This is a genomic window from Acidisoma sp. 7E03 (assembly GCF_054665075.1).
In genome coordinates, this window is sequence record NZ_BAAFHE010000007.1 from 226,049 (window position 1) to 248,921 (window position 22,873).

General features: G+C 67.5%; 18 protein-coding genes. 11 read left to right on the forward strand and 7 right to left on the reverse strand.

All coding sequences use genetic code 11. From position 1 onward, the window contains the following. Positions 1 to 2: 2 nt before the first annotated feature. Positions 3 to 1,007 (reverse strand): Gfo/Idh/MocA family oxidoreductase, encoded by a 1,005-nt coding sequence (locus ACYQ6W_RS13100; RefSeq protein WP_459675814.1) that lies wholly within the window; start codon positions 1,005 to 1,007, stop codon positions 3 to 5. A 15-nt stretch (positions 1,008 to 1,022) separates the two neighbouring features. Next, positions 1,023 to 1,844: an SDR family oxidoreductase gene (locus tag ACYQ6W_RS13105; protein WP_459675816.1), complete on the reverse strand. Its 822-nt coding sequence runs from the start codon at positions 1,842 to 1,844 to the stop codon at positions 1,023 to 1,025. 190 nt (positions 1,845 to 2,034) lie between these two features. Here ACYQ6W_RS13105 and ACYQ6W_RS13110 point away from each other — a divergent pair, with 190 nt between their 5' ends. The 3 genes from ACYQ6W_RS13110 to ACYQ6W_RS13120 all read left to right on the forward strand — a co-directional run bounded on the left by ACYQ6W_RS13110 (position 2,035) and on the right by ACYQ6W_RS13120 (position 3,842). After that, positions 2,035 to 2,928 carry an EamA family transporter gene (locus ACYQ6W_RS13110; protein ID WP_459675818.1) on the forward strand — a complete coding sequence of 298 codons (894 nt, stop codon included), beginning with the start codon at positions 2,035 to 2,037 and terminating at the stop codon, positions 2,926 to 2,928. Next, positions 2,928 to 3,308 (forward strand): histidine triad nucleotide-binding protein, encoded by a 381-nt coding sequence (locus tag ACYQ6W_RS13115; RefSeq protein WP_459675820.1) that lies wholly within the window; start codon positions 2,928 to 2,930, stop codon positions 3,306 to 3,308. The genes ACYQ6W_RS13110 and ACYQ6W_RS13115 overlap by 1 nt, the downstream gene beginning before the upstream one ends. Positions 3,309 to 3,413: 105 nt before the next feature. After that, on the forward strand, positions 3,414 to 3,842 hold the full coding sequence (locus ACYQ6W_RS13120; protein ID WP_459675821.1) for a hypothetical protein: 429 nt from the start codon (positions 3,414 to 3,416) through the stop codon (positions 3,840 to 3,842). A gap of 54 nt (positions 3,843 to 3,896) precedes the next feature. Here ACYQ6W_RS13120 and ACYQ6W_RS13125 read toward each other — a convergent pair whose 3' ends face one another. Continuing rightward, positions 3,897 to 4,484, reverse strand: a complete 588-nt coding sequence (locus ACYQ6W_RS13125) for a Gfo/Idh/MocA family protein (RefSeq protein ID WP_459675873.1) — start codon at positions 4,482 to 4,484, stop codon at positions 3,897 to 3,899. After that, positions 4,373 to 4,900, reverse strand: coding sequence for a Gfo/Idh/MocA family protein (locus ACYQ6W_RS13130; RefSeq protein ID WP_459675823.1), 528 nt, complete (start codon positions 4,898 to 4,900; stop codon positions 4,373 to 4,375). The genes ACYQ6W_RS13125 and ACYQ6W_RS13130 overlap by 112 nt, the downstream gene beginning before the upstream one ends. Positions 4,901 to 5,115: 215 nt before the next feature. On the opposite strand from ACYQ6W_RS13130, the gene ACYQ6W_RS13135 reads away from it, so the two are divergent. The 6 genes from ACYQ6W_RS13135 (at position 5,116) to ACYQ6W_RS13160 (ending at position 10,721) form a co-directional block, all read left to right on the forward strand. Continuing rightward, positions 5,116 to 5,970 (forward strand): MetQ/NlpA family ABC transporter substrate-binding protein, encoded by an 855-nt coding sequence (locus ACYQ6W_RS13135; RefSeq protein ID WP_459675825.1) that lies wholly within the window; start codon positions 5,116 to 5,118, stop codon positions 5,968 to 5,970. Between the two features lie 11 nt (positions 5,971 to 5,981). Next, entirely contained in the window at positions 5,982 to 6,794 is an 813-nt protein-coding gene (locus ACYQ6W_RS13140; RefSeq protein ID WP_459675827.1) for a methionine ABC transporter ATP-binding protein, read from the forward strand. After that, positions 6,794 to 7,453: a methionine ABC transporter permease gene (locus ACYQ6W_RS13145; RefSeq protein WP_459675828.1), complete on the forward strand. Its 660-nt coding sequence runs from the start codon at positions 6,794 to 6,796 to the stop codon at positions 7,451 to 7,453. The genes ACYQ6W_RS13140 and ACYQ6W_RS13145 overlap by 1 nt, the downstream gene beginning before the upstream one ends. A 44-nt stretch (positions 7,454 to 7,497) precedes the next feature. Continuing rightward, positions 7,498 to 8,874, forward strand: a complete 1,377-nt coding sequence (locus tag ACYQ6W_RS13150) for an LLM class flavin-dependent oxidoreductase (protein WP_459675829.1) — start codon at positions 7,498 to 7,500, stop codon at positions 8,872 to 8,874. A 141-nt stretch (positions 8,875 to 9,015) separates the two neighbouring features. Next, on the forward strand, positions 9,016 to 9,765 hold the full coding sequence (locus tag ACYQ6W_RS13155; protein WP_459675831.1) for an electron transfer flavoprotein subunit beta/FixA family protein: 750 nt from the start codon (positions 9,016 to 9,018) through the stop codon (positions 9,763 to 9,765). A 26-nt stretch (positions 9,766 to 9,791) separates the two neighbouring features. Continuing rightward, positions 9,792 to 10,721 (forward strand): electron transfer flavoprotein subunit alpha/FixB family protein, encoded by a 930-nt coding sequence (locus tag ACYQ6W_RS13160; RefSeq protein WP_459675833.1) that lies wholly within the window; start codon positions 9,792 to 9,794, stop codon positions 10,719 to 10,721. An 82-nt stretch (positions 10,722 to 10,803) separates the two neighbouring features. Here the strand turns inward: ACYQ6W_RS13160 and ACYQ6W_RS13165 are convergent, their stop codons facing one another. Further along, the gene (locus ACYQ6W_RS13165; RefSeq protein WP_459675834.1) at positions 10,804 to 13,173 is read right to left on the reverse strand and encodes an aminotransferase class III-fold pyridoxal phosphate-dependent enzyme; all 2,370 of its coding nucleotides are present in this window, start codon (positions 13,171 to 13,173) and stop codon (positions 10,804 to 10,806) included. Positions 13,174 to 13,418: 245 nt separating this feature from the next. On the opposite strand from ACYQ6W_RS13165, the gene ACYQ6W_RS13170 reads away from it, so the two are divergent. Beyond that, positions 13,419 to 13,661: a hypothetical protein gene (locus ACYQ6W_RS13170; protein WP_459675835.1), complete on the forward strand. Its 243-nt coding sequence runs from the start codon at positions 13,419 to 13,421 to the stop codon at positions 13,659 to 13,661. Between the two features lie 84 nt (positions 13,662 to 13,745). Beyond that, positions 13,746 to 13,952 carry a hypervirulence associated TUDOR domain-containing protein gene (locus ACYQ6W_RS13175; protein WP_459675837.1) on the forward strand — a complete coding sequence of 69 codons (207 nt, stop codon included), beginning with the start codon at positions 13,746 to 13,748 and terminating at the stop codon, positions 13,950 to 13,952. A gap of 42 nt (positions 13,953 to 13,994) precedes the next feature. Here the strand turns inward: ACYQ6W_RS13175 and tehA are convergent, their stop codons facing one another. Together tehA and ACYQ6W_RS13185 are read right to left on the reverse strand one after the other, a co-directional pair. Continuing rightward, positions 13,995 to 14,966 carry a dicarboxylate transporter/tellurite-resistance protein TehA gene (tehA, locus tag ACYQ6W_RS13180; protein ID WP_459675839.1) on the reverse strand — a complete coding sequence of 324 codons (972 nt, stop codon included), beginning with the start codon at positions 14,964 to 14,966 and terminating at the stop codon, positions 13,995 to 13,997. A gap of 80 nt (positions 14,967 to 15,046) precedes the next feature. Further along, a complete protein-coding gene (locus tag ACYQ6W_RS13185) occupies positions 15,047 to 22,792 on the reverse strand; it encodes a hypothetical protein (RefSeq protein ID WP_459675840.1) in 7,746 nt (2,581 codons plus the stop codon). Positions 22,793 to 22,873 lie beyond the last annotated feature (81 nt).

Consider the following 22,873-nt stretch of genomic DNA (forward strand, 5'->3'; position numbering starts at 1 on the left):
CCTTAGGCGTAGAAGGCCGGCCGCTCCACCTCTTCCACGGCAACGCGCGCGCCGCTCTTCCAGGCGGCGAGCGCCGCTTCGATCACCAGCATCGCCTGATAGCCATCCCAGGCGGTGGCGCCGGGATTCGGCGTGCCCGTCAGCAGCGACGTCACCCAGGCCTGGAATTGCAGGCGGTAGGCATCGTCGAACCGGGCACGCCAGTCGCCCGGCACCAGCGTGCCGTCCTGCCCGGCCAGGCGCAGCGTGGTGGGCGGCCCGGGGCGGAGGGCGACGGTGCCTTCCTCGCAGACCATTTCGCCCTGCACGTCATAGCCGTAGCGCGCATCGGTGAAGGCTTCGATGTCGATGACGACGCCCGAGGCGCTCTGCAGCACGATGAATTGCGGCTGCCGCCCGGGTGCGAGGCGGGAGGCGCGTGGCGTGATCACCGTTGCGGCGGCGATCTCCTCGTCCAGCAGGAAGCGCGCGATGTCGAACTCGTGGCCTGCGGTGCTCGAGATGATGAGGTCGGAGGTGAGGTAGTCCGGCGACACGGCATTGCGGTGCCGGCAGTGGAGGAAGAGGGCCGCGCCGATGCGGCCGGAGGCGAGGGTCTGCTTCATCTCGACATAGCCCGGGTCGAAGCGGCGCATGTAGCCGACCTGCACCAGGGGTCGGCCCGCGGCAATCTCGGCCTTGAGGATGTCCTCGGCCTGCACCCGCGTGGCGGCGAGCGGCTTTTCGATCATCACCGGCTTTCGGGCCGCGATGGCCTTGAGGCCCAGGGCCGCGTGGCTCGGATCCGGCGAACAGACGACCACCGCATCCACCGCCGGGTGGGCGATGAGCGCATCGGCGTCGCTCAGCACCTGCACGTCCAGTTCGCGAGCCAGCGCCGCCGCGCGGCTCTGGTCGAAATCCTGCACGGCGACGAGGCGCGCGCCCGGAATGGTGCCTGCGAATTTGCGGGCATGGTCGCTGCCCATGACGCCGGTGCCGATGATGCCGATACCCAGATCCTGCATGGGGCTGATCCTCCGTCAGGCGGGAAGGGCCATGGGAGCGTCCGGCACCGGCATGGCGCCGGCGACCGCGCCCCAGACCGACTGGTCGTAATTGACGATCGCGCCGGTCATCAGCCCGGCATCGTCCGAGACCAGGAAGTTCACGGCCCGGGCGGCCTCCGCCGGGTCGATCAGCCGACCAAAGGGCATATCGGCGGCGACGGTCTCCAGCCAGTCGGCGCTGCCTCGCGCGGCCGTCTGCAAGGCGATCTCGTGATCGGAGGCCATCCAGCCCAGATTGAGCTGGTTGACGCGGATGCGGTTCTTCATCACGGCGAAGGCGGTATTGGCGGTCAGCGTCGCGAGGCCACCCTTGGAGGCGCAATAGGCGCTGATGAAGGGCTGGCCGGAGAGCGCGGAGATGGAGCCGATGTTGCAGATGGCCCCCGCAATGCCTTGCCGGATCATCGCCCGGATCGCGGCCTGCATCAGGAAGAAGGGGCCGCGCAGATTGGTGGCCAGCAGGCGGTCGAAGGCGTCGGGGTCGGTATCGAGAATGGTGCCGCGCTCGGTCGAGGCGCCCGCATTGACCAGCACATGCAGGGCACCGAAAGCCTCTTCCGTCGCCGCCACCGCGCGGCGGCAGTCCTCCACCACGGCGAAATCGGCCCGCAGGAAGCGCGTGGGCGCGCCGGTTTCCGCCTCAACCGCACGGGCCATGGCCTCGCCCTTGTCGACGGAGCGGCCGGTGATGGTGATGCCCGCGGCGCCGGCGGCGCCCAGCCGGTGGGCGATGGCCGCGCCGAGCCCCTGCGTCGCCCCGGTGACGAGGCAGATCTTTCCGTCCATTCTGTTCATGTCTGATCTTTGGAGCTTCCGGCGCCCTTGCAGGCATCTTGGTTGAGACGGCCGTGGAGCATAAGCAGCGCGAGGCGCGGCGATAGCTCAGGAACACCTCAGAAAACCCTCAAAAGGATCGGCTGCCGCAGATGGCCTTTCACCGGAAAAGCGCCTACATCTCCACCCCTCCACGAAGTCCCGAGCGTCCATGATCTCCGTCTTGGCCGGCGCCCGCCGCTTGGCCCATAAAATCCCGGTCCCGCTCTGGCTGGTGACGGCCATCTGTTCGGCGACGCTCGCCTCCTCCCTCTCGGTCCCGGTCATCCACCGCGTCGGCAGCCCTGCGACGACCGCGCTGCGACTGATCTGGGCCGCGCTGTTCTTCCTTGCCGTGGCACGACCAAAGGTTTGGACGATGGGGCGCCAGCCGCTTCTGGGTGCCATCATCCTTGGCGTCATCACCTGCGGCATGTCCTTCTTCTTTTTCGCAGCCGTAGGCCGAATTCCCATCGGCATGACGGTCTCGATCGAGTTTCTAGGGCCGCTGGCGGTGGCGCTCCTCGGGTCCCGCCGGCTGCTGGATCTGGTCTGGGCCATCCTGGCGGGGTTGGGCGTGTGGCTGCTGACGATGCAGGGGAAGGGCAGCACCGATACCATCGGCATCGCGCTCGCCGTGGCCTCGGCCGCCTGCTGGGGCGGCTATATCCTGATGACGCGCCGGGTGGGCAAGGCTCTGCCGGGGCTGCAGGGTCTGGCCTTGTCGATGGCCGTCGCGGCCTTGCTGGGCGTGCCGATCGGCATTGCCCCGCATTGGGCGGCGCTGAGCCTCGGCACGGTCCTGTTCATGGCGTTGATCTCGCTGCTGGCGCCGATCCTGACCTTTTCGCTGGAGATGGCCTCTCTGCGCCGCATGGAGCCGCGGCATTTCGGCATTCTCATGAGCCTCGAGCCGGTGATGGCGGCGGTGATGGGCTTTCTCGTGCTAGGACAACGCTTGAGCCTGGCGCAGCTCGGCGGGATGGTCTGCGTGACACTGGCCAGTTTCGGTACCGTGGCGGCGCGCCCGAAGGAGGCTCCGCCCATTTTGGAAGGAGAGGCGTGATGCCCGTGACCGGCCTGGACCCCTATGACGACCAGAATATCTTCGCCCGCATCCTGCGCGGCGAAATCCCGAACAAGACCGTGTATGAGGACGCGCACGCGCTCGCCTTCCATGACATCGCGCCTCAGGCGCCGGTGCATGTGCTCGTGATTCCGAAAGGGCCGTACGTCTCGGCGGTGGATTTCGCGGCCCGCGCGAGCGAGGCGGAGATCGCGGGGTTCTGGCGCGCCGTGGGCACGGTGGCGCGGCAGCTCGGGCTGGAAGCAGAGGGCTACCGTCTGCTCACCAATCACGGGCTGAATGCCGGGCAGGAGGTGCCGCATTTCCACGTCCACCTCTTTGGCGGCGGGCCGCTCGGCCGCATGATCCAAACGAAATAGAGATAGAACCGTTACGAATCAGTCATATTGACAGGTCGCTCTTGAATCTTCTCCCCGTCCGCGACATGGTGATTGCGACACCGAACCAAAAGCGGGGAGAACACCGTGAGCGAGACCGAGGACAAGAGCAGCCATCCCGAGAAGCTGGGCGAGCCCCTGCAAGGGACCGATCACAAGGGCAAGGTCTATTTCAAGAACGATTGGGGTGAAGATCTCTATTCGGTGACGGTGCGCCACCGCCGCAGCAACGAAGCCAGCCAGCAGGAGGAGAAGACCTTCTACGGTGTGGGGGCTGGCCAAACGGTCGGGCCGCTGGACATCACCTATACCACCGGCGCCGGTTCGCCCTTCGATTATTGGTGGATCAAGTTCATCACCAACGTGACGAAGAAGACCTATTCCATCAAAGACAATTTCTATTGCTACATCAGTTCCAGCGACGATGGAAACGTCACGCTGCGTGCGGATGGATCGACGAAGAAGATGTATGTGAAATTCTCCAGCTCGAGCGGATGCACCGTCAGCATCGAATGAGCCAGGGCTGACGGGTGGGAAGGGGCGGCCCGGCCCCCTCCCGCGTCCGGCGTCTTACGGCGCCTGCCACGTTCCCGTGTCACCAGCCCGAAAGATGCTCTCGATCACCCGCATGTTGGCGATGGAGTCTTCCAGAGGGAATTCTAGCGCCACTTCGCCGAGAATGGCACGGGAGAGGGCGTCACCCTGCAGCGTGTACTGGTCGGCGGGGCCGAAGCTTTCGGCGATCGCCTCCAGCCCGCCCAGTGCACGACCCTCGTCGATGAGGATCTGCACCGGCACGTCCGGCGGCGCGTTGAAGGGGATCAGCACCTCGACCCGTGCGCGCGTGCCCGTCACCGTCACGCGTTGATGTGGCACCAGCTGGGTGGAACAGGTGAAGGTCAGATGCCCCTCCGGGAACTCAACGAGAGCGCTCGTCAGCCGGTCCGTCCCCATCGCCGGGTCACGCTCGATGAGGGCCGCTGCCCGCTTTGGTTCCGAACCCCAGAGGTAGCGCGCGGTCGCGATGGCATAGCAGCCGATGTCCATCAGCCCGCCGCCGCCGATCTCCGGCATGTTGCGGATGTTGGAGGGGTCATCCAGATAGTAGCTGAAGAAGGTCTGGATCGCTGAGACGCGGCCGAGCCGGCCTTCCTGCACCAGCGCCCGCACGCGTTGCCACCAGGGCGTATAGCGCACCATGAAGGCTTCGGCGACGATGAGGCCGGTCCGGTCCCGTGCCGCCAGCAGGGTTTCGGCCCCTTGGTGTCGAGCGCGATCGGCTTTTCGCACAGCACGTGCTTGCCGGCTTCCAGAGCCTTGATGCTCCAGGGCACGTGCAGGTGGTTGGGCAGCGGATTGTAGACCGCCTCGATGTCGGGATCGGCGAGCAGCGCTTCGTAGCTGCCATAGGCGCGGGGGATGCCGAGTTCGGCCGCCGCGCGCTGGGCCGTGTCCTCGTCCCGTGAGGCGAGGCCGAGCACGCGGCTGCTCTCGCCCTTCTGCATCGCGGGAATCACCTTCTCCCGCGCGATCTTGGCCGTGCTGAGCACGCCCCAATTGACGATCCTGGTCATGATTCCCCCTCCGGTAGCGGCCTTAGCTGCCGGCTTTCTCCGGCGGCGGCATCATCAGGTCCCGCCGCGTCAGCGGCTAGAGGGACGAGCCTCAATTTCACTTCAAGGCATTTCCCGAGCGGGAGCCCATATTATCCCTATTAAACGAGTAGACTTTTGTGGTATGGATAATTATACCATTTCTTATCGGATAAATTGGCGGATCGTTGTTGGAGATGTTGCGCATGCAGACGCCGGGCGAGCATCACATTCACATTCATCCACACCTTGGGCGACGCATGCTGGTGGCCGCCGGCATAGCCCTCGGGCTTCTGGTGGCGGGTCTCGTCGCTTCGGCCTGCGCCCGTGCTGACGAGCCGCTGTCCATCGCGGTGACGCCGGGGCCGCTGGCCGACATCGTGGGTCATGCCGCCAAACTCTCGGAGAAGCAGGGGCAGCCGGTGAAGGTCGTCGTCTTCTCCGACTGGGTGACGCCCAACGTCGCGGTGAACGAAGGCTCGGTCGAGGCGAATTTCTACGAGCACAAGCCCTTTCTGGCCGTCGCCATCAAGCAGCGCGGCTTCGATCTCGTCGCCATCGCGCCCGGCGTGGTGACGCCCATCGGCCTCTTCTCCCACAAGGTCAAAAGCATCGACGCCGTGCCCGAGGGCGGTCGCGCGGCGGTCGCCAATGATCCCGTCAACCGCGCGCGGGGCCTGCAGCTCTTCGCCAAGGCCGGGCTCATCACGCTCAAGCCCGGTGTCGGCGATGCCGCGACGGTGCATGACATCACCGCCAATCCGAAGCATCTGCATTTCATCGAATTGCCGGCGCCGCAGTTGGTGCGGGCGCTGGACGATGTGGACGTCGCCCAGGTGAGCTACACTTTTCTCATCGCGTCCCATGGCGATCCGAAGAGCGCGCTGATCACCGACGGGGCCGGGAACGGCCATTACGCCTTGCAGTTCGTGACGCGGCCGCAAACCGCGCAGGACCCGAAGCTGCTCGCCTTCATCAAGGTTTTTCAATCGGATGAGGAGCGCGCCTATATCACGAGCAAATACGGCGATGCCTTCCTTCCGGCCTGGTAAGGGTGGCCGTGATGGATCAATGGGTGACCTATAGCCCGCTGCACGGCACGCGGAAGAAGGACCCCGAGCCCTTTCTGATGGTGTCGAACCTCTCTCGCCGCTTCGGACAGACCGCGGCGATCGAGGATGTGTCCTTCACCCTGCACCGCGGTCAGGTGCTCGGGATCATCGGCCGGTCGGGCGCCGGCAAGTCCACGCTCATCCGCTGCCTCAACGGGCTGGAGCGGCCGGACAGCGGCCATGTCGATATCGACGGCCGCCGGATCACGGCTCTCACGGAAACGGAATTGCAGGCCGAACGCCGGCGCACGGCGATGATCTTCCAGCATTTCAACCTGCTGTCCTCGCGGACCGCGCTCGACAACGTGGCGCTGCCGCTGAAACTCGCGGGCGTCGGTCGTGCGGCGCGGCGTGCGCGCGCCGCCGCCCTGCTGGACCGCGTGGGGCTCGCCGACCGGGCAGAGGCCTATCCCGCGCAGCTCTCCGGCGGACAGAAGCAGCGCGTCGGCATCGCCCGCGCGCTTGCCGCCAATCCGTCCCTGCTGCTCTGCGACGAGGCGACCTCCGCCCTCGACCCCGAGACCACGCTTTCGATCCTGGCTCTTTTGCGCGACATCAATCGTGAACTGGGCCTGACCATCGTGATGATCACCCATGAGATGAACGTGGCGCGGCGCATCGCCGATCAGGTTCTGGTCATGGCCCGCGGCCGGGTGGTGGAGCAGGGGCCAGTGCGCGCGGTGCTGACCGACCCTCAGGCCGAGGAGACGCGCCAGTTGCTGGCCGCGGCCGGTCTCGGCTTCGAAGACGCAGGTGCGCTCTGATGTGGGATCTTCCGATCGACGGCAGCGATCTTTGGACGGCGCTGTGGCAAACCTTCGAGATGGTGGGGGTCGCGGGCTTCATCGGCTTCATCGCCGGCCTGCCCTTGGCGTTGGTGTTGGTGGCAACCGCGCCCGGCGGACTGTGGCCGCACCCGCTGCTGAACCGTATCCTCGCGTTGTTGGTGAACGGCGTGCGCTCCGTGCCCTTCATCATTCTGCTGGTGGCGCTCATTCCTCTCACGCGTCTGATCACCGGCAGTTCCATCGGCACGGAAGCGGCCATCGTGCCGCTCGCCATCGGCGCCACGCCCTATTTCGCGCGGATCGCCGAGGTTTCGCTGCGCGAGGTCGATCCTGGCCTGGTCGAAGCCGTCCGCTCGATGGGCGGCAGCCGCCTGGCCGTGATGCGGGAGGTGCTGATTCCCGAAGCCCTGCCGGGCCTGATTTCTGGTTTCGTCGTCACCCTCGTGACTCTCATCGGCTCCTCGGCGATGGCAGGGGCGGTGGGAGCCGGCGGCTTGGGTGATCTCGGCATCCGCTTCGGCTATGACGCCTTCAGCACGCCGGTGATCGTCATCGTCGTCGCCATCCTCATCCTGCTGGTCTGCGGCGTGCAGGCGGTGGGCGATCGGCTGGCCGCCCGCTTCGACCACCGGTGAGTCTTCCAGGGCGTGCCGCGGCCGTCCTCTTCTGGATCTGAGCCATGTCCCGCACGCTTCGCCTCAACGCCTTCGCCATGAACACGCCGGTGCATCAGTCGCCGGGGTTGTGGCGCCATCCGCGCGACCGTTCGCGAGAGTTCAACGGCATCGGCCTGTGGCTCGACCTCGCCCGGCTGTGGGAGCGCGGGCTATTCGATGGCGTCTTTCTGGCGGACGTGCTCGGCCCCTATGACGTCTATGGCGGCGACGCCCGCGCAGCGGTTGCCCATGCCGCGCAGCTCCCCGCCAACGACCCCATGCTGCTCATCCCCGCCATGGCGGCGGTGACGCACAACCTCGGCTTCGGCGTGACGGTTTCGCTCACCTATGAGCATCCCTATCCACTGGCCCGCCGCTTCTCGACGCTGGATCACCTCACGGGCGGCCGCGCCGGCTGGAACGTCGTGACGAGCTATCTGGATAGCGCCGCCCGCGCCATGGGCCAAAGCCGCCAGCGCGCGCATGACGACCGCTATGCGGTGGCCGAGGATTTCATGACGGCGATCTACAAGCTGTGGGAAGGCTCCTGGGAAGACGGCGCCGTGCTGGCCGATCGGGGCGCTGGCCTCTACGCGGACCCGGAGCGTGTGCACGTCATCCGCCACGACAGCCCGCATCTACAGATGGAGGCGCTGCATCTGGTGGCGCCCTCGCCCCAGCGCACGCCGGTGCTCTACCAGGCGGGCAGCTCGCCGGCCGGCCTCGGCTTCGCGGGTCGCCATGCCGAATGCGTCTTCGTCTCCGGCCCTTCCGCCGCCGTCATCGGCCCGCGCGTCGCGCGCCTGCGCCAGGCGGTCGCCGCCGCCGGGCGTGACCCGCACAGCGTCAAGGTCTTCGCCCTAGCAACGGCGGTGATCGCGCCCACGGCGGCCGAAGCGGCCGACAAGCTCGCGGAGTACCGCAGCTACGTGGACCCGATCGGCGCGCTGACGCTGATGGGCGGCTGGCTCGGGGTCGATTTCTCCGGCTACGCCCTCGATCAGAAGATCCGCTACATCGACAATGACGCTGGCCGCGCAGCGATGGAGAATTTCACCCGTGCCGACCCCACCCGGGATTGGACGGTGCGCCAAGCGGCCGAGCATGTGGCCATCGGCGGGGCCGGGCCGGTCTTCTCGGGCGCGGCCGGCCGGGTGGCGGAAGAGATGGCCGCCTGGGCGGCAGAGACCGATATCGACGGCTTCAACCTCTCTTACGCCGTGCTGCCCGAGAGCTTCACCGATGCGGTGGACCTGCTGGTGCCGGAATGGCAGGCGCGGGGCCTCTACAAGACCGGCTATGCGCCGGGCACGCTGCGGGACAAGCTCTTCGGCCAGGGTCCGCGCCTCACCGCCCCGCATCCGGCGGCGCTCGCCCGGATGTCGCAATCGGCCACGTGACTGGTCGGCTCCGGGCCAGTCTTCTCCTCGGCTGCGCTTCACTGAATGCTTCCCGACCAGGGGGTTTTGCGACTGGCCTTCTCCGGCCTATAGGAAAGCCTCCGCGGCTAGGCGGTGTTCCCTGAAGACGATGGAGGCTCGATGAAGATCCTGGTGCCGGTGAAGCGGGTGGTTGATTACAACGTCCGCGTGCGCGTGAAGGCCGATGGCTCCGGCGTCGAACTGGCCAACGTCAAGATGTCCATGAATCCCTTCGACGAAATCGCGGTCGAAGAGGCGCTGCGCCTGAAGGAAGCCGGAAAGGCGACCGAGGTGGTGGCCGTCTCCATCGGCCCGGCCCAGGCGCAGGAGACGGTGCGCACGGCGCTCGCGATGGGCGCGGACCGTGGCATCGTCGTCGAAGTGGCCGACACGGTGGAACCGCTGGCGGTCGCCAAGATCCTCAAGGCCGTGGTGGCCGAAGAAGGCCCGGACCTCGTCATTCTCGGCAAGCAGGCGATCGACGATGACTGCGGCCAGACCGGGCAGATGCTGGCCGCTCTCCTCGGCTGGGCGCAGGGCACCTTCGCCTCCAAGGTCGAGATCGGGGACGGCACGATCGCCGTGACGCGCGAAGTGGATGGCGGCTTGCAGACGGTCTCGCTCAAGCTGCCGGCGATCGTCACCACCGATCTGCGCCTCAACGAGCCGCGCTATGCGAGCCTGCCCAACATCATGAAGGCGAAGAAGAAGCCCGTCGCCATCAAGCCGGTGGCGGACTACGGCGTCGATCCGGCGCCACGTCTCAAGGTGCTGAAGACGACGGAGCCCGCCGGCCGCAAGGCGGGCGTGAAGGTCGCCTCCGTCGCCGAACTCGTCGCCAAGCTGCGCGACGAAGCCGGCGTGATCTGAGACGCGAGACGAGAGGGGATAGAGAGATGAAGACGCTCGTTCTGGCCGATCATGACGCCCAGGGCCTGAAGGAAACCACCGCCCGCGCCGTTTCGGCCGTGGCTGCCCTCGGTGGCGAGGTGGATGTGCTGGTGGCGGGGCAAGGGGCTCAGGCCGCCGCGGCGGCCGCCGCCAAGCTGGCCGGCGTGTCCAAGGTTCTGCTGGCGGAAGACGCGGCACTCGCCCATCAGCTCGCCGAGCCGGTGACGGCGCTGCTGCTGCAGCTTGCCCCCGGCTATGACGTGCTGGCCGCCACAGCGACCGCTTCGGGGAAGAACGTGATGCCGCGCGTCGCGGCCCTCCTCGACGTCATGCAGGTGTCGGACGTCATCAAGATCGTCTCGCCCGATACCTTCGAGCGGCCGATCTATGCGGGCAACGCCATCCAGACGGTGCAGGCGACAGATGCGAAGAAGGTGCTGACCATCCGCACCGCGGGCTTCCCGCCGGCCGCCGAAACCGGGTCCGCGCCTGTGGAGACCGTGGGTGCTGCGGCCGATCCCGGCCTTTCGCGCTTCGTCGGTGAAAGCCTCTCGAAGTCCGAGCGGCCGGAACTGCCTTCAGCCAAGATCATCGTCTCGGGCGGCCGGGCGCTCGGCTCCTCCGAGAAGTTTCAGGAACTCATCACGCCCGTCGCCGACAAGCTGGGTGCGGCGATCGGCGCCTCCCGTGCCGCCGTCGATGCCGGCTACGCGCCGAACGATCAGCAGGTGGGACAGACCGGCAAGGTGGTGGCGCCCGAGCTTTACATCGCGGTGGGTATTTCCGGCGCCATTCAGCATTTGGCCGGCATGAAGGACAGCAAGATCATCGTCGCTATCAACAAGGACGAGGAGGCGCCGATCTTCCAGGTGGCCGATTACGGCCTGGTGGGCGACCTCTTCACCCTTCTGCCGGAGCTCGAAAAGGCGCTGTAAGTTCGGCCCGCCCGCTTCGCTGAAAAAGCCGCCCTGCGAGGGGCGGCTTTTTTGTGGACCGGAGCCGCGGTAGGGCGTGCGTTTACGCCTGCAGGCTTTCGTCGAAGGCGCGGATGAAAAAATCCACCTCGTCGTGCGACCAGATGAGCGGCGGCCGCAGCTTCAGGGTATTCGGCGTGCCGCGCCCGATGAGGATGTTGCGGGCCAGCATGTCATCGACGAGCCGCCCGGTCAGCGCGACGGCGGGCTCCTTGCTGGCGCGATCGGTCACCAGCTCCACACCCGTCATCATCCCTCGCCCACGCACGTCGCCGATCACCGCATGTCGTTCGGCGAGACGCCGAAGCTCCTGCCGCAGATACTCCCCGATGGCCGCGCCCCGCCGGACGAGATCCTCGCGCTCGATCACGTCGAGCACCGCCATGCCGGCCGCGCAGGCGACGGTGTTGCCCCCGAAGGTGCTGAACAACAGGGGATAGCTGCCGCTCAGGAACCGCGTCATGAGCGCCGAGCCGAGGATGACGACGCCCAAGGGATGGCCGTTGCCGACCGGCTTGCCCATGGTGATGAAATCGACGTTTCGGTCATCCAGCCCGTTGGCGCGAAAGCCCCAGAAGTCTCCCATGCGGCCACAACCGGCCTGCACCTCATCCGCGATGACGAAGCCCCCGGCCGCGCGAACCTTCTCTGCCACACGGTTGAAATAGCCCTCCGGCGCCTGCAGCACGCCGGTGGAACAGAGGGCGGTATCCACCATGAAGGCGGCCGGTTCGTGGCCACGCGCGCGCAGCGCGGCGATCGCCCGGTCTGCATCGGCCGCGTATTTCTCCGCGGCATTCGGATCGCCCGCGTGCGGCCCGCGATACATATCCGGGGCGAGCAGGATTTCGACCCGTTTCGGATGATCTGCGGCAGGCAGGTCACGCCAGCTTTCGTTGGAGAGTGCCGTCGTCAGCTCGGTGCAGCCGTGATAGGCTTGGTCGATGATCAGCCCACCATCATGCCGGCTGAGCGACATCGCGATCTGCATCGCGAGGTCATTGGCTTCACTCCCCGAGTTGACGAAAATGCAGGTGTCGAGGTGATCCGGCAGGTCGGCCGTCAGCCGGGCGGCATACTCCACCGCCACGTCACACATATACCGGGTGTTGGTGTTCAACGCGCTGGCCTGACGGTAGATCGCCTTGGCCACGTGCGGGTGGCAATGACCGATCTGCGGAACGTTGTTGTAGACGTCGAGATAGGCAGTGCCGTCGGCGGTGTACATCCAGGCGCCCCGCGCGCGGGTGAGGCGTAGAGGCTGTTTGTAGAAGTGCCAGATCGGCCCCATATGGGCGTCACGTGCCCGCCGCAGCCCATCGTAATCACGCGCGAGATCCTCGTCTGCGTCGTTCACGGTGCTGTAGACCGGAAAGCGGCAAGCCTCGCGAAGCCGCTGGACGGCTTGCGCACGGCCTTGGCGGCTCAGCAAGGCCATCATGCGCGTGTAGTGGCCGGCATTGTCGATGTGAGGGATATCCGCTTCCGCAGTCGCGTTCCTGCCTTCCACGATGACGGTCGCAACCGCGAGGCGCAGGAGCATCGCGTCGTAGACGAGGTCGATCTCGGCTTCTTCCAGCGGATAGGTCGAATCAAAGCCTGAGGTGACGTCGCAAAGATAGGCGATCGGATCATCGTCGTGATCCGAGAAACTCTCGGCCACAGCGACGATCTCTGCGAGGATGGTGTTGTACCCGATATCGCCGAAGTCGATGATACCGACCGGCATCGTCGCGTCCTCGGGATCGAGGAGGATATTCCCGGCATGCGCGTCCTGATGAACGACCTGCCGCCGCGTGCGCGCCAGTTGGGGAATGGTGAAACGTTCGGCGCGCTCGAAAATCTCTTCGCACAGACGGCGGGACTCGCCGTCCGAAATCTTGGCGACATGGGGACGCAAGGCAAGGCTGCGCGAGATATCCCAGAGATGCATGTTGCTGCCGGCATAAGGGTGGAAGAAGTCCCGCAGCGCATGGTCGAGCCGTCCCATCATCGCGCCGACCTTGAAGCGGGTCTTGGCGCAAAAGGCTTCCTCGACCTGCTCCATGATCCGCCCGGACAGGAAGGTCAGCACGCGCAACATGTGCCGGGTGCCGCGTGCGTCTTCGATCCACTCGTATGGATTGCCAGCCAGGGAAGGCACGACACGCGGCACCGGAAGGGTCGGATCGCGTTCGACGATATGCGCGAGAGCCTTCACCTGCATATCCACGACGCCCTCGGGTTCGTGGGCGTTGGAGATTTTGACGACGACGGTGCGGCCATCGGCCTCGGTGATCCGCCAAGACAGATCACGCTCCGAAACGAGCTGTCGATATGCGCCTTCGATTCCGTAATGGGTGGCGACCCAGCGTGTCGCTGCTTCCAGTGAGAAGTCGGGAAGGTTCCGAAGCAGCGAAGCGTCTGCCGTCATCTGGCACTCCAAGGCCTATCGATCCACCCGCCGGCGGCCCTGTCGCCGCCGTGTCACCTCTGCCACGCGCATCACTGACTGCGGCAGCTTAGACCTGTGCCGGCATGGTGAGAATATCGGTTGGCGAACCGGTCGTGCCGCGGCCGCCAAGGCGCGCGGTCCAGGTGGAGTTGACCGTTTAAAGGTTATCGCCCGGCTGTCTCGACGTGACGGGAGGCGTGCCCGCGGCCCAGTCGGAAACCGCCGTGCGGGATTTGTTGGTGCAGCGGCGGTCCGTCTTGCGCGGATTGCTGCAGGAACGCCTCGAAGCCATCGCCGAGCCTGAGGATCTCCCGGGCAAGATGACCCCGGCGGACTTGGCGGCCTTGGTGGCGACGCTCGCACATGGCTTGGCGGTGCAGGCCGCCGACGGCATGGACCGCGCTGGGCTCCAGCGGATCACCGCGGATTTCGTGGCCGCGCTGGAATGGCCTGATAGCGCAGGGTAGGGCGGACGCTTGAGGCGGCGCCCCCGAGTCCCCACCTGATTGAAACCGCGGTGAGCGGAAGAGAAAAGCGAAAGGATCGGCGCGGTGGCACTCAAGAAGGGCGACAAGGTCGCGTGGAACACGAGCCAGGGCAAGGCGCATGGCACGGTGGAAAAGAAGCAGACCTCATCGACCCACATCAAGGACCACAAGGTCCAGGCATCCCCTGCCGATCCCCAATACATCGTCAAGAGCGACGCATCGGGAAAAAAGGCAGCGCACAAGCCGGCCGCGCTGAAGAAAACGTCCTGAGATCACGGGGCGCGTTGCACGGTCATCGCGCTGGCGTCACGCTCAGGCTCGCCCCACCGGCACGGCCGGCGCGGGCGGCTTGGGAAAGAGCCTGCCCGCGATCGCGAGCCGCAGCGTGCCCAGGGCGAGGATAGCGATAAGGATGTTCGCGCTCACGAAGAGGATCGGTGCCAGGACGCTGATCGCACCGCCATCGCCATGCAGAAGCATGATCAGCGGCGTCGCTGCCAGCGCCGTGCCGCCGAAGCTGAAGGCCCAGTAGGAGGGCGCGAAGGGCTGCTCCCTGATCCAGGGGAGAAGCCGGATCAGCAGTAGCGCCTGGAACAGGCCGTAGCCCAGCAGCCCATGGGCAAGCGTCGCAGGCGCCCCAGGTGTCACCGCAAGGTAGGCGACCGCCCCCACCACGGGCGGCGCGAGTTGGATGCCGAGCGTCGGCCGCAGCGCCACCGCCATGCGCGGCCCGGTGTAGAGGCGGTGTAGCAGCACCGATTCGATGGCGAGCCAGGAGAAGAAGCCCATGCCGAAGAGCAGGGAGCCCCAGTCCGGCCAGCCGAGCCCGGCCGCACTGGTCGCGGCGACGAAGCTGCCGGCAACCGCTGGCAGATAGAGCACGGCGGTGGTGTCGGCCGCTTCCCGTTCGCCCTGCCACAGCAGGCCTGTGCGCCAGAGCGCGAAGCCGAGGGTGAAGATCAGGCCGAGCAGGAAGAGCGCCACCGTCAGAGGCCGCGCATAGGGGAGCAGCGCATTGCCGCTCAGCATCGTCGCGACACCGATGAGGCCGACGAAACAGCATTGCACTGGATGGCCGAGTTCGGCCTTCGCCTCTGCCGGCGTCCTCAGCCATTTCCCGAGGTAGAGGACGATCAGCGCGGCCCAGACGAGTATGCCGAGGGTGAGGATGATCTCCCCCACCGCGGCGGGCAGACCCCAGACCCGATGCCCGAGGCGCCAGCAGGCGCCGAGCCCGGCAAGGCCGAGGACGATGCCGAACATGGAGGCCGGTACGCGCGGCATGAAGGTCTCCGGTCGAAGAGCGGGAGATGGGGACCCTAACGCCTGCGCAACGGCCCGTCGACCCGGCCAGGTGGCCTGGTTCAGAAATGATAGGCGAAGCGCAGGTTGCCGCTTTCGCTCAGATAGTTCGGGCTGACATGGGTCATGAGTTCGGCGCGCAACTCATACCGTTGCCCGCGGAGGAGCTGCAGGCCGAGACCCACATTGGCGAAGGCCGAGGGCAGGGGGGTGCTGGTGGAATAGCGCGCGCTGCCGCTGGGCGCCCCTTCGAGGCTCGCCTCCGTCGTCCAATTCGCGTTGGAGAGGAAGGTCGCGCCGATGGTCGCATAGGGCCGCAGCGTCCAGTCCGGGCCGCGATCCACGCGGCCGCCGATTTCGACATTGGGGCTGATACCGAGGGTTGTCTGGCTGCTGCCTGCGATCGCCATGTTCGTGCCGCTGCTGCCGCTTTCGCTGAAGCCCGGCACGGAGACGTAGATGAGGTCGAGATCAGAATAGGGTTTGATATACCAATGATCAAAGGGGAATTCGTAGCTCACCCGCAGCCTGCCGGAGGCGCTGAGTGCCTGGGAATCGCTCGCGGCCGTCGCCGTATTGCTGCCGATCTGCACGGTCCGGCTGTTCTGGTACCACATATTGCCGAAATCGGCGGCGAGCCCCACCAGCCAATGGCCCATCTGATGCTTGAGGGACGCCGAGAGATCGAAGCCCTGGCCGAGCGAATTGGCGCTGCCGTTGTTGCCCACGCTCCAGCTCGTGTCATAGGCGGCGGAGGCGGCCAGGAACCAGTCAGGCGCGATCGCGTGTTCGCCACCGATGCGATAGCCCGCAGAGGTCGCATGATAGCCGAGGCCCTGGGGGCTGGAATATTCGGCGGCCGAACCGCCGGATAGCCGCGCCCAGACGCAATCCGTCTCGACGAGGTCGACGCCGTGCCCTTCGAACATCGGGCAGCTCAGCACCGCAGAGAGCGAGCCTTGCGCATCGCCCAATCGTACGGCGGGGGCCGTGCCGAAATGCTCGGCCGAACTGCTGTTGACGGCGGTGCCATAGGCTGCGGCCGTCGGCAGGTTGACCAGTCGTGCATAGAGCGGCGCCAAGGCGGCCGAACCGCCGGCATCCCAGGTCGATTGCCAGTAGGTCTGCAGGGACTGGCCGTTCCGATCGGTGGCGAGGCCACTCGTGTTGAAATGCACCGTGGGTGACACGCTGAGGCTCTGCGTTCCCTGTTGCGTCGTCCAGGTGACAGGCACGAAGGTGCCGGGCCGCTGGCTCGCGGAAACGCCGCCGTTGATGATGCCACCTGCCGCTTGCAGAACCTGATAGGAGCCGGGCAAGAGGCTGTCGGTGACGTTCATCTGCACGGTGCCGGCGAGGGCCGCGGTGCCGCTGGCCGAGAGCAGATCCGCCCGCTGTGGGCCGAGGGCCGAGACGTCGGCGGCCAGGATGCCGCTCGGCGACTGGACGTAGTTGCCGGCGAGGTCGATCCGGCCGAAGGCCCCCCGGCCGCCCACGATGACGGTGCCGTCGTTCTGCAGCAGCCCGCTCGCCGTGCCGCCGCTGCCCGCGAGGATGAGGGGAGAGGCGCCCGCGACGGAGGCATAGGTGCCGCCGGCTTCGTTGTGGAAGACCGCGCCCGTCGCCTGGCCGGTGGTATTGAGGTCAACGCTGCCGGTGATGGTACCGTAATTGTCCAGAGTGGTCTGCCCGAGGGAGGCGACGATCGCCGTATTGGATTGTGCGGCGACTTGAGAGCCAATCAGCAGCAGGATGGTGTTCTGATTGCCGCCGTCGAGTTGAATGCCGGCGCCTGTCCCGGCGCCCCCCATCAGCTTGCCTTCGTAGGTAACCGTGATGCTGCCGTTCTGACTGGCCGGCGAGACGATTGCGCCCGTGCTGCCCTGCACGCCATCCTGCGCGTAGATTCCCACCGAGCCTGCGCCCGTCGTGCTGATATGGGCGTTGAGATTGATGGTGACGTCGCCCGGCGCCGTCGTATCCGTGATGGTGCCCGTGCGGGCGGTGTTGTTCTGCACCACGGGGATGCTGATGCCGTTCGCCGAACCCACCGCTCCGCCGCCACCGCTCAGGCTCTGGGCGAAGATGCCATGGGCATTCGCCCCCGTCGTCGTGATGTCGAGCGGAGCGATTTGCTGCCCGTTCAGGGCGATGGAAACGGCGCCTCCGATGCCGTTGGTGAGCGGGGTTGCCGCCAGAAAGGCCTGGTAGCTGACGCCGCTCGCAGTGACGGCGCCGGTATAGCCGCCGCCACCACCGATGGATTGGGCCAGGAGGGCGGTGGCCCCCACGCCCGAGGTGCTGATCGCATTATTGCCGCCGAAAGTCACGCTCACCGGGCCGCCGTCGCCGTTGCCGCCACCCAGCGTCCCACTCTTCAGGGTCACGGGCTGGGCGAAAGTACCGCTAGACGCGACGAGGCCGCCGCCGCCGCCGATAGACTGCGCAACGAGGCCGAAGGCGTTCGCGCCCGTGGTGCTGATGCTGCCATTCTCCGTCACCGCCACCGTGCCGCCATTGCCGGTCGAACCCTGGCCACCCAGATCGATCGAGAGCGTGCCCGCCGCCTGCTGCAAGGCCTGTTCGAAGCCTGCGGTATAGGCGGCGATGTCGAAGCCGAGACTGGTCAACTCGCTTTGGATGAGATTGCTCAGCGCAGTGTCGCTGCCGGTGGAGGCAATCGTGCCATTGGGGTTCAGCCGTTCAATGCCGCCGCCACCGCCGATCGACTGGGCGATGAGGCCGTGGGATTCTGCGCCGCTGGTGGTGATGGAGCCGGTATTCTGGATGCTGACCGTGCCGCCGCCCCCGGCACTCGCCTGGTTGCCGTAACCGCCGAGATCGGCCGAGATCGTGAAGTCGAGCAGGGTTTCAGTGGTGCCGAGGCTGGCGAGGCCGCCGCCACCGCCTACCGACTGGCCGAGAATGCCAAAGGCCGCGCCGCCCGTCGTGGTGATGGCGCCGCTATTGGTCACCGTCACGCCCTCGCCATCGCCGCCCGCGCCACCAGTACCGCCGAGGCCGAAACCTTCCGTGATCAGATTGGCGCCGGATTCGGCGGCAGCTCCGCCGATGCCGCCGCCGCCGCCTACGGATTGGGCGAGGATGCCATCCGCCAGATTGCCGTTGGTGGTGATCTGGCCTTGATTGGTGACGGTGACGGCGCCGCCGTTTCCGCCGGTGCCCCCGTTGCCGCCGACGGCTAGGCTCACGGAGACGCTGGGCGTAAATTCCGGACCGATCTTGTTGGCGGCGGCGAATTTCGGAAGCAATGCTTTCACGGTCGCATACAGCGCGTTCTCGATGCCCATGTCCTGGGCCTGCTCCAGCACGCTGTTGGTGGTACCGGCCGAACTGGTGCCCGCCGTACCGCCGCCACCGCCGACCGATTGCGCTTCGATGGCGGTTGCCCCGTCGGCCGTCGTGGTGATCGTGCCGCTGGCCGCATTCGTCACCGTCACGGCGCCGCCCGTGGCACCCGACCCTCCGGCGCCGCCCACCGAGATGTTCAACTGTTCCTTGTCCGTGCTGTAGGCTTGGCCGCTCGCGCCGATGCCGCCACCGCCGCCGATCGACTGCGCGAAGATGCCTTGCGAATCGATGCCGTGGGTTGCGATCGCGCCGCTATTGGCGATGGTGACAGCGCCACCCGTGCTGCCTGCGCCGCCATCCCCGCCCAAGCCGAGCGTGAGCGCGTAACTCGTGCCCAAGGATACCGGCACCCAATCGGCGCCTGGCAGTTCGGTGGAGGTCACGGCCGCGCCCGTGCCGCCATTGCCGCCGCCTCCCCCGATGCTCGCGGCATAGAGCGCCGAGGCGGCGTAGCCGTTGGTGGTGAGGCCCCCGGCATTGGTCACCGTGACGGTATTGCCGGCGCCCCCGGCCCCACCGGTGCCGCCTACGGCGACGTCGAGTGTTATCTGCGGCGCGGTGCCGAAACTATAGGAGAGCGTCGTCGCATTGCCGCCGTCACCCCCGCCGCCGCCGACGCTATAGGCCGCGATGGCGGCTGCGAGATCGGCATCGGTGGTGATCGACCCGGTATTGGCGATGCTGATCGTGCCGGCATTGCCGCCGGTGCCGCCCGTGCCGCCGATCGCCGTGGTCACCGTGATCGCCGGCAGCTCCCCGAAGCCCACCTCATAGGAGCTGGTGCTGGCGCCGCCGCCGGTGCCGCCGCCGCCGCCGATACTCAAAGCCTCGATCCCGGTGGAGCCGAAGCCCGTGGTGGTGATGCTGCCGCTATTGGTCACGGTCGTATTGCCGGCAGGGCCGCCATTGCCGCCTGCCCCGCCGATGGCGACCGAAATCGTCGGCAGGATGAAGGAGGCAGAACTGGCATTGACGGTGCCGCCATTGCCCCCACCACCGCCCACGCTTTCAGCCAGAATGCCGAAACCCGTGGCACCATTGGTGGTGATCGTGCCGCTATTGCCGATCGTCACGTTGCCGCCGCTGCCGCCCCCGGAGGCATCGCCACCGACCGAGACGTCCACGATGGGCGCGAGAGAATCGGCATTGCCGCCGGAGCCCGAGCCGCCGCCGACGGAAAGGCCGAGAATGCCGAAGGCGGCATCGCCATTGGTGCCGACACTGCCGCTATTGCTGACCGCGACATCGCCGCCCGAGCCACCGGCTCCCGAGTTGCCGCCGATGGCCGTGACCAGCCCATTGGCGCCGCCGCCCGCGCCGCCATTGCCGCCCCAGCTTTCGGCGTCGATCGCCGTCGCCCCAAAGCCCAGGGTCTGGATGGAGCCGCTGGTGCTGACACTCACGATCGGCGCGCCGCCGATGACGCCATCGTCACCGCCGATCCCGCCGGAACCGCCCTGCGAATCGACCGCCGCGGTGGTGAGGCCCCCGGCCCCGCCGTTTCCGCCCATGCTCTCGGCAAAAATGCCGCTGGCATAATTGCCTTGGGTCAGGATGCGGCCCGCGGCGGTCACGCTCACCGCGGCGCCTGCACCACCGGCTGCACCGTTCCCCGTGCTGCCGATGAGGTTGATGTAATCGGCGCCGTCACCGCCCGCCCCGCCCTGGGACAATAGGGCCACGGCCGGAGACAGGCTGCCTATGGTGGTGATCGTCGCGGCATTGCTCAGCTGCAGAGTCACAGCGCCGCCGCTGCCCCCTTGCGCGCCGTTCGCCGCAGAGACGTCACCGGACAGACCGGCGCCGCCCGCGCCACCGATGGCTTCGGCGGAGATGCCGGCGGCTTCCACGCCCGCTGTGGTGATGCCAAGGCTTTGCCCCGCGCCCGCGGGCGCGATCGCGATCGTCCCGGCGGTGGCGCCGGCCGTCGGGCTGCGCCCCGAACTGCCGCCTGCGCCGCCATTGGCTTCCACCGTCACGGCATCCGATTCCGTGCCCGCCGTGCCGAGGAGACCGGCGAGTGCCAGCGCGACGGCGCCTCCGGTGCCGCCCGCGCCGCCCGCGCCTGAGGCCGAATAGGAAAGGCCCCCTTCGCCGCCGGCGCCGCCGTTCGCCCGCAGGCTGAGGGCCGGGGCATTTCCCCCGATGCTGCGCAGCGTGGCGCCAGGTGTGAGAGAGACGGTGATGCGGCCGGCTGTACCCCCAGCACCCCCGGCCGCACCCCCATGCGACGCTCCTTCTGCTTGACCGATGCCACCTGTGCCACCGCTGCTGTCGATGGTGATGACGGGCGCGCTGCTGCCGGCGGTGGTGATCGTACCTGCGTCGGTGAGGGTGACGGCGCCGCCCTGGCCGCCGGCGGCGCCGGCGGAAGCGCCGTCGGGGCTGCTGCCGCCATCGCCACCGAGGCCGCCCTTTGCGGTGACCTGAATGCCCGCCGCAGTCTCACCCGTGGTCGTGATGAGGCCGGCATTGCTGATCGTCACGGGGCCTGCCGCTCCGCCGGCGCCGGCAGAGCCTTGACCATCCTCGCCACTGCCTGCGGTGCTTCCGGCTCCGCCGGAGGCCAAGGCTACGATGCCGCCGGCGCCTTGGCCCGTGGTCGCGATGAAGCCAAGGCCGGTATTCTGGATGCTGATCGTGCCGCCCTGGCCCCCTGCCGCGCCATCGCCGCCTGTGGAGTTCACATCGCCGCCCGATTGCGCCGCGCCCCCTGCGCCACCCATCGCGTTGGCGAGAATGGCCGTCGCATCTTGCCCGGACGTCTGCACGGTGCCGTTCGCATTGCGGATCGTGATGATGCCGCCCGCGCCCCCCTGGCCGCCCGAACCGCCATCGCTCACGCTGCCGGATGCGCCCCCCGCACCGCCAGCGCCGCCCTGCGCCGAGGCATAAAGCCCGAGCGATTGCTGCCCCATCGTCTGAACCGTGCCGCTATTGGTGATGGTCGCGGTTCCACCCGCGCCGGCCGCGCCACCAGCCTGGCCATCGTTTCCGACAGCGCCCGCGCCACCAGTGCCACCCGCACCACCATCGGCGACCGCCACCACGCCGTCAGACTGGCCGCCATTCGTCTGCAAGACGGCGCTGGTGCTGACCGTCGCGGCTGCCCCTTTTCCGCCAGCCCCACCGATGCCCGCGCTGCCGTTGTAGCCGCCAACGCCTCCCGTCCCGCCCGTGCCGCCGGCTGCCTCGGCATCGATTCCTGCGGAGCCCGTGCCAGCAGTCACGATGGGTCCGGCGGCAGTCACACTGACGCTGCCAGCCGCACCGCCCTGGCCGCCCGTCCCATTGTTGACGGAGAGACCGCCTGCGCCGCCATCCGCCGTGGCGAGCAGGGCCGTGGCCGATGCAGCCTGCGTGGTAATCTGGCTGCCGGCCCCGAGCGTCACGGTCACGCTGCCGCCCTGGCCGCCATTGCCACCACTGCCACCCGCGTCGCGGAACTCGCCCGTTTCAGGTCCGGTGCCACCGGCCCCGCCATCGGCTGCGGCCTTCACGCCGAGAGCGGAGGCGCCATCTGTTTGAATGATGCCGGTATTGCCGATGCTCACCGTGCCGCCAGCCCCGCCGGCCGCGCCGTCTCCGCTGTTCGTCGCGCTAGTTGAAGCACCACCGTTGCCGCCTGCGCCGCCAAGAGCTTCGGCATCGACGCCAAGAGCATAGGTCCCGCTCGTCGAAAGCGCGGCCGCATTGGTGACTTCGGCCGTACCGCCGTTGCCGCCGCTCCCACCCGCTTGTGCATTGTTCGGAGCATCACCCCCGCCGCCTGTTCCCCCAACACCACCTTGCGCAAAGGCCGCGATGGCGGAGGCGTGATCGCCTGTGGTCGTCACGCTGCCGGACGCTGTCGTTGTGACGCTCGCGGTGCCGCCGATGCCGCCACCACCGCCACCGGACGCGGACTCGAAATCGCCCGCCGCACCTCCGGCCCCGCCCGAGCCGGCATCGGCGAGGGCGGAAAGCGCGGCCACCCCACTAACCGCCGTCTGGACCAGGCTTTGGTTGGTGATGCTGGCGGCTGCGCCATTGCCGCCCGTCTGACCGCGCGAGCTGGACGCGAAGCCGCTCGCCTCGGCGCCGTTATTGCCATTGCCGCCGCTGCCATTGGCGATGGCCGCGGAAATGCTGGCGAGGGCGGGCAGCGTGATGGGACCGAGATTGACCGTGGTTGCCGTGCCGCCCATGTCTCCCGCCCCGCCGATGCTCTGCGCGAGGATGCCGTAGCCCGCGGTGCCTGGACCCTGGTTGGTGATCCCCGCGCTCTGGGACCCGCCGGCGATGGCCGTTTGCGTGAAACCGTTCGAGCCGCAGGCAGCCGAATTGCCGCCGATGCTGCACGAAACGCTCTGCGCGCGCGCCGCCTGCCACGCGGTGGGTGAGGCGATCGCCAATGCGCCCGCCAATGCCGTCTGACCGAGGAAGGATTTCCGCATCTGCACACCATTCCAGCCACAGTGGGAGCGCTGAGACGGTCAGCCTAACGTCGCTATTTCGCAATGAAAAGCCGCTTGCGG

Excerpts from the sequence above, each read along its gene's own strand:
- ACYQ6W_RS13100 (WP_459675814.1), bottom strand. The coding sequence starts at position 1,007 with ATGCAGGATCTGGGTATCGGCATCATCGGCACCGGCGTCATGGGCAGC.
- ACYQ6W_RS13105 (WP_459675816.1), bottom strand. The coding sequence starts at position 1,844 with ATGAACAGAATGGACGGAAAGATCTGCCTCGTCACCGGGGCGACGCAG.
- ACYQ6W_RS13110 (WP_459675818.1), top strand. The coding sequence starts at position 2,035 with ATGATCTCCGTCTTGGCCGGCGCCCGCCGCTTGGCCCATAAAATCCCG.
- ACYQ6W_RS13115 (WP_459675820.1), top strand. The coding sequence starts at position 2,928 with ATGCCCGTGACCGGCCTGGACCCCTATGACGACCAGAATATCTTCGCC.
- ACYQ6W_RS13130 (WP_459675823.1), bottom strand. The coding sequence starts at position 4,900 with ATGACCAGGATCGTCAATTGGGGCGTGCTCAGCACGGCCAAGATCGCG.
- ACYQ6W_RS13135 (WP_459675825.1), top strand. The coding sequence starts at position 5,116 with ATGTTGCGCATGCAGACGCCGGGCGAGCATCACATTCACATTCATCCA.
- ACYQ6W_RS13140 (WP_459675827.1), top strand. The coding sequence starts at position 5,982 with ATGGATCAATGGGTGACCTATAGCCCGCTGCACGGCACGCGGAAGAAG.
- ACYQ6W_RS13145 (WP_459675828.1), top strand. The coding sequence starts at position 6,794 with ATGTGGGATCTTCCGATCGACGGCAGCGATCTTTGGACGGCGCTGTGG.
- ACYQ6W_RS13150 (WP_459675829.1), top strand. The coding sequence starts at position 7,498 with ATGTCCCGCACGCTTCGCCTCAACGCCTTCGCCATGAACACGCCGGTG.
- ACYQ6W_RS13155 (WP_459675831.1), top strand. The coding sequence starts at position 9,016 with ATGAAGATCCTGGTGCCGGTGAAGCGGGTGGTTGATTACAACGTCCGC.
- ACYQ6W_RS13160 (WP_459675833.1), top strand. The coding sequence starts at position 9,792 with ATGAAGACGCTCGTTCTGGCCGATCATGACGCCCAGGGCCTGAAGGAA.
- ACYQ6W_RS13165 (WP_459675834.1), bottom strand. The coding sequence starts at position 13,173 with ATGACGGCAGACGCTTCGCTGCTTCGGAACCTTCCCGACTTCTCACTG.
- tehA (WP_459675839.1), bottom strand. The coding sequence starts at position 14,966 with ATGCCGCGCGTACCGGCCTCCATGTTCGGCATCGTCCTCGGCCTTGCC.
- ACYQ6W_RS13185 (WP_459675840.1), bottom strand. The coding sequence starts at position 22,792 with ATGCGGAAATCCTTCCTCGGTCAGACGGCATTGGCGGGCGCATTGGCG.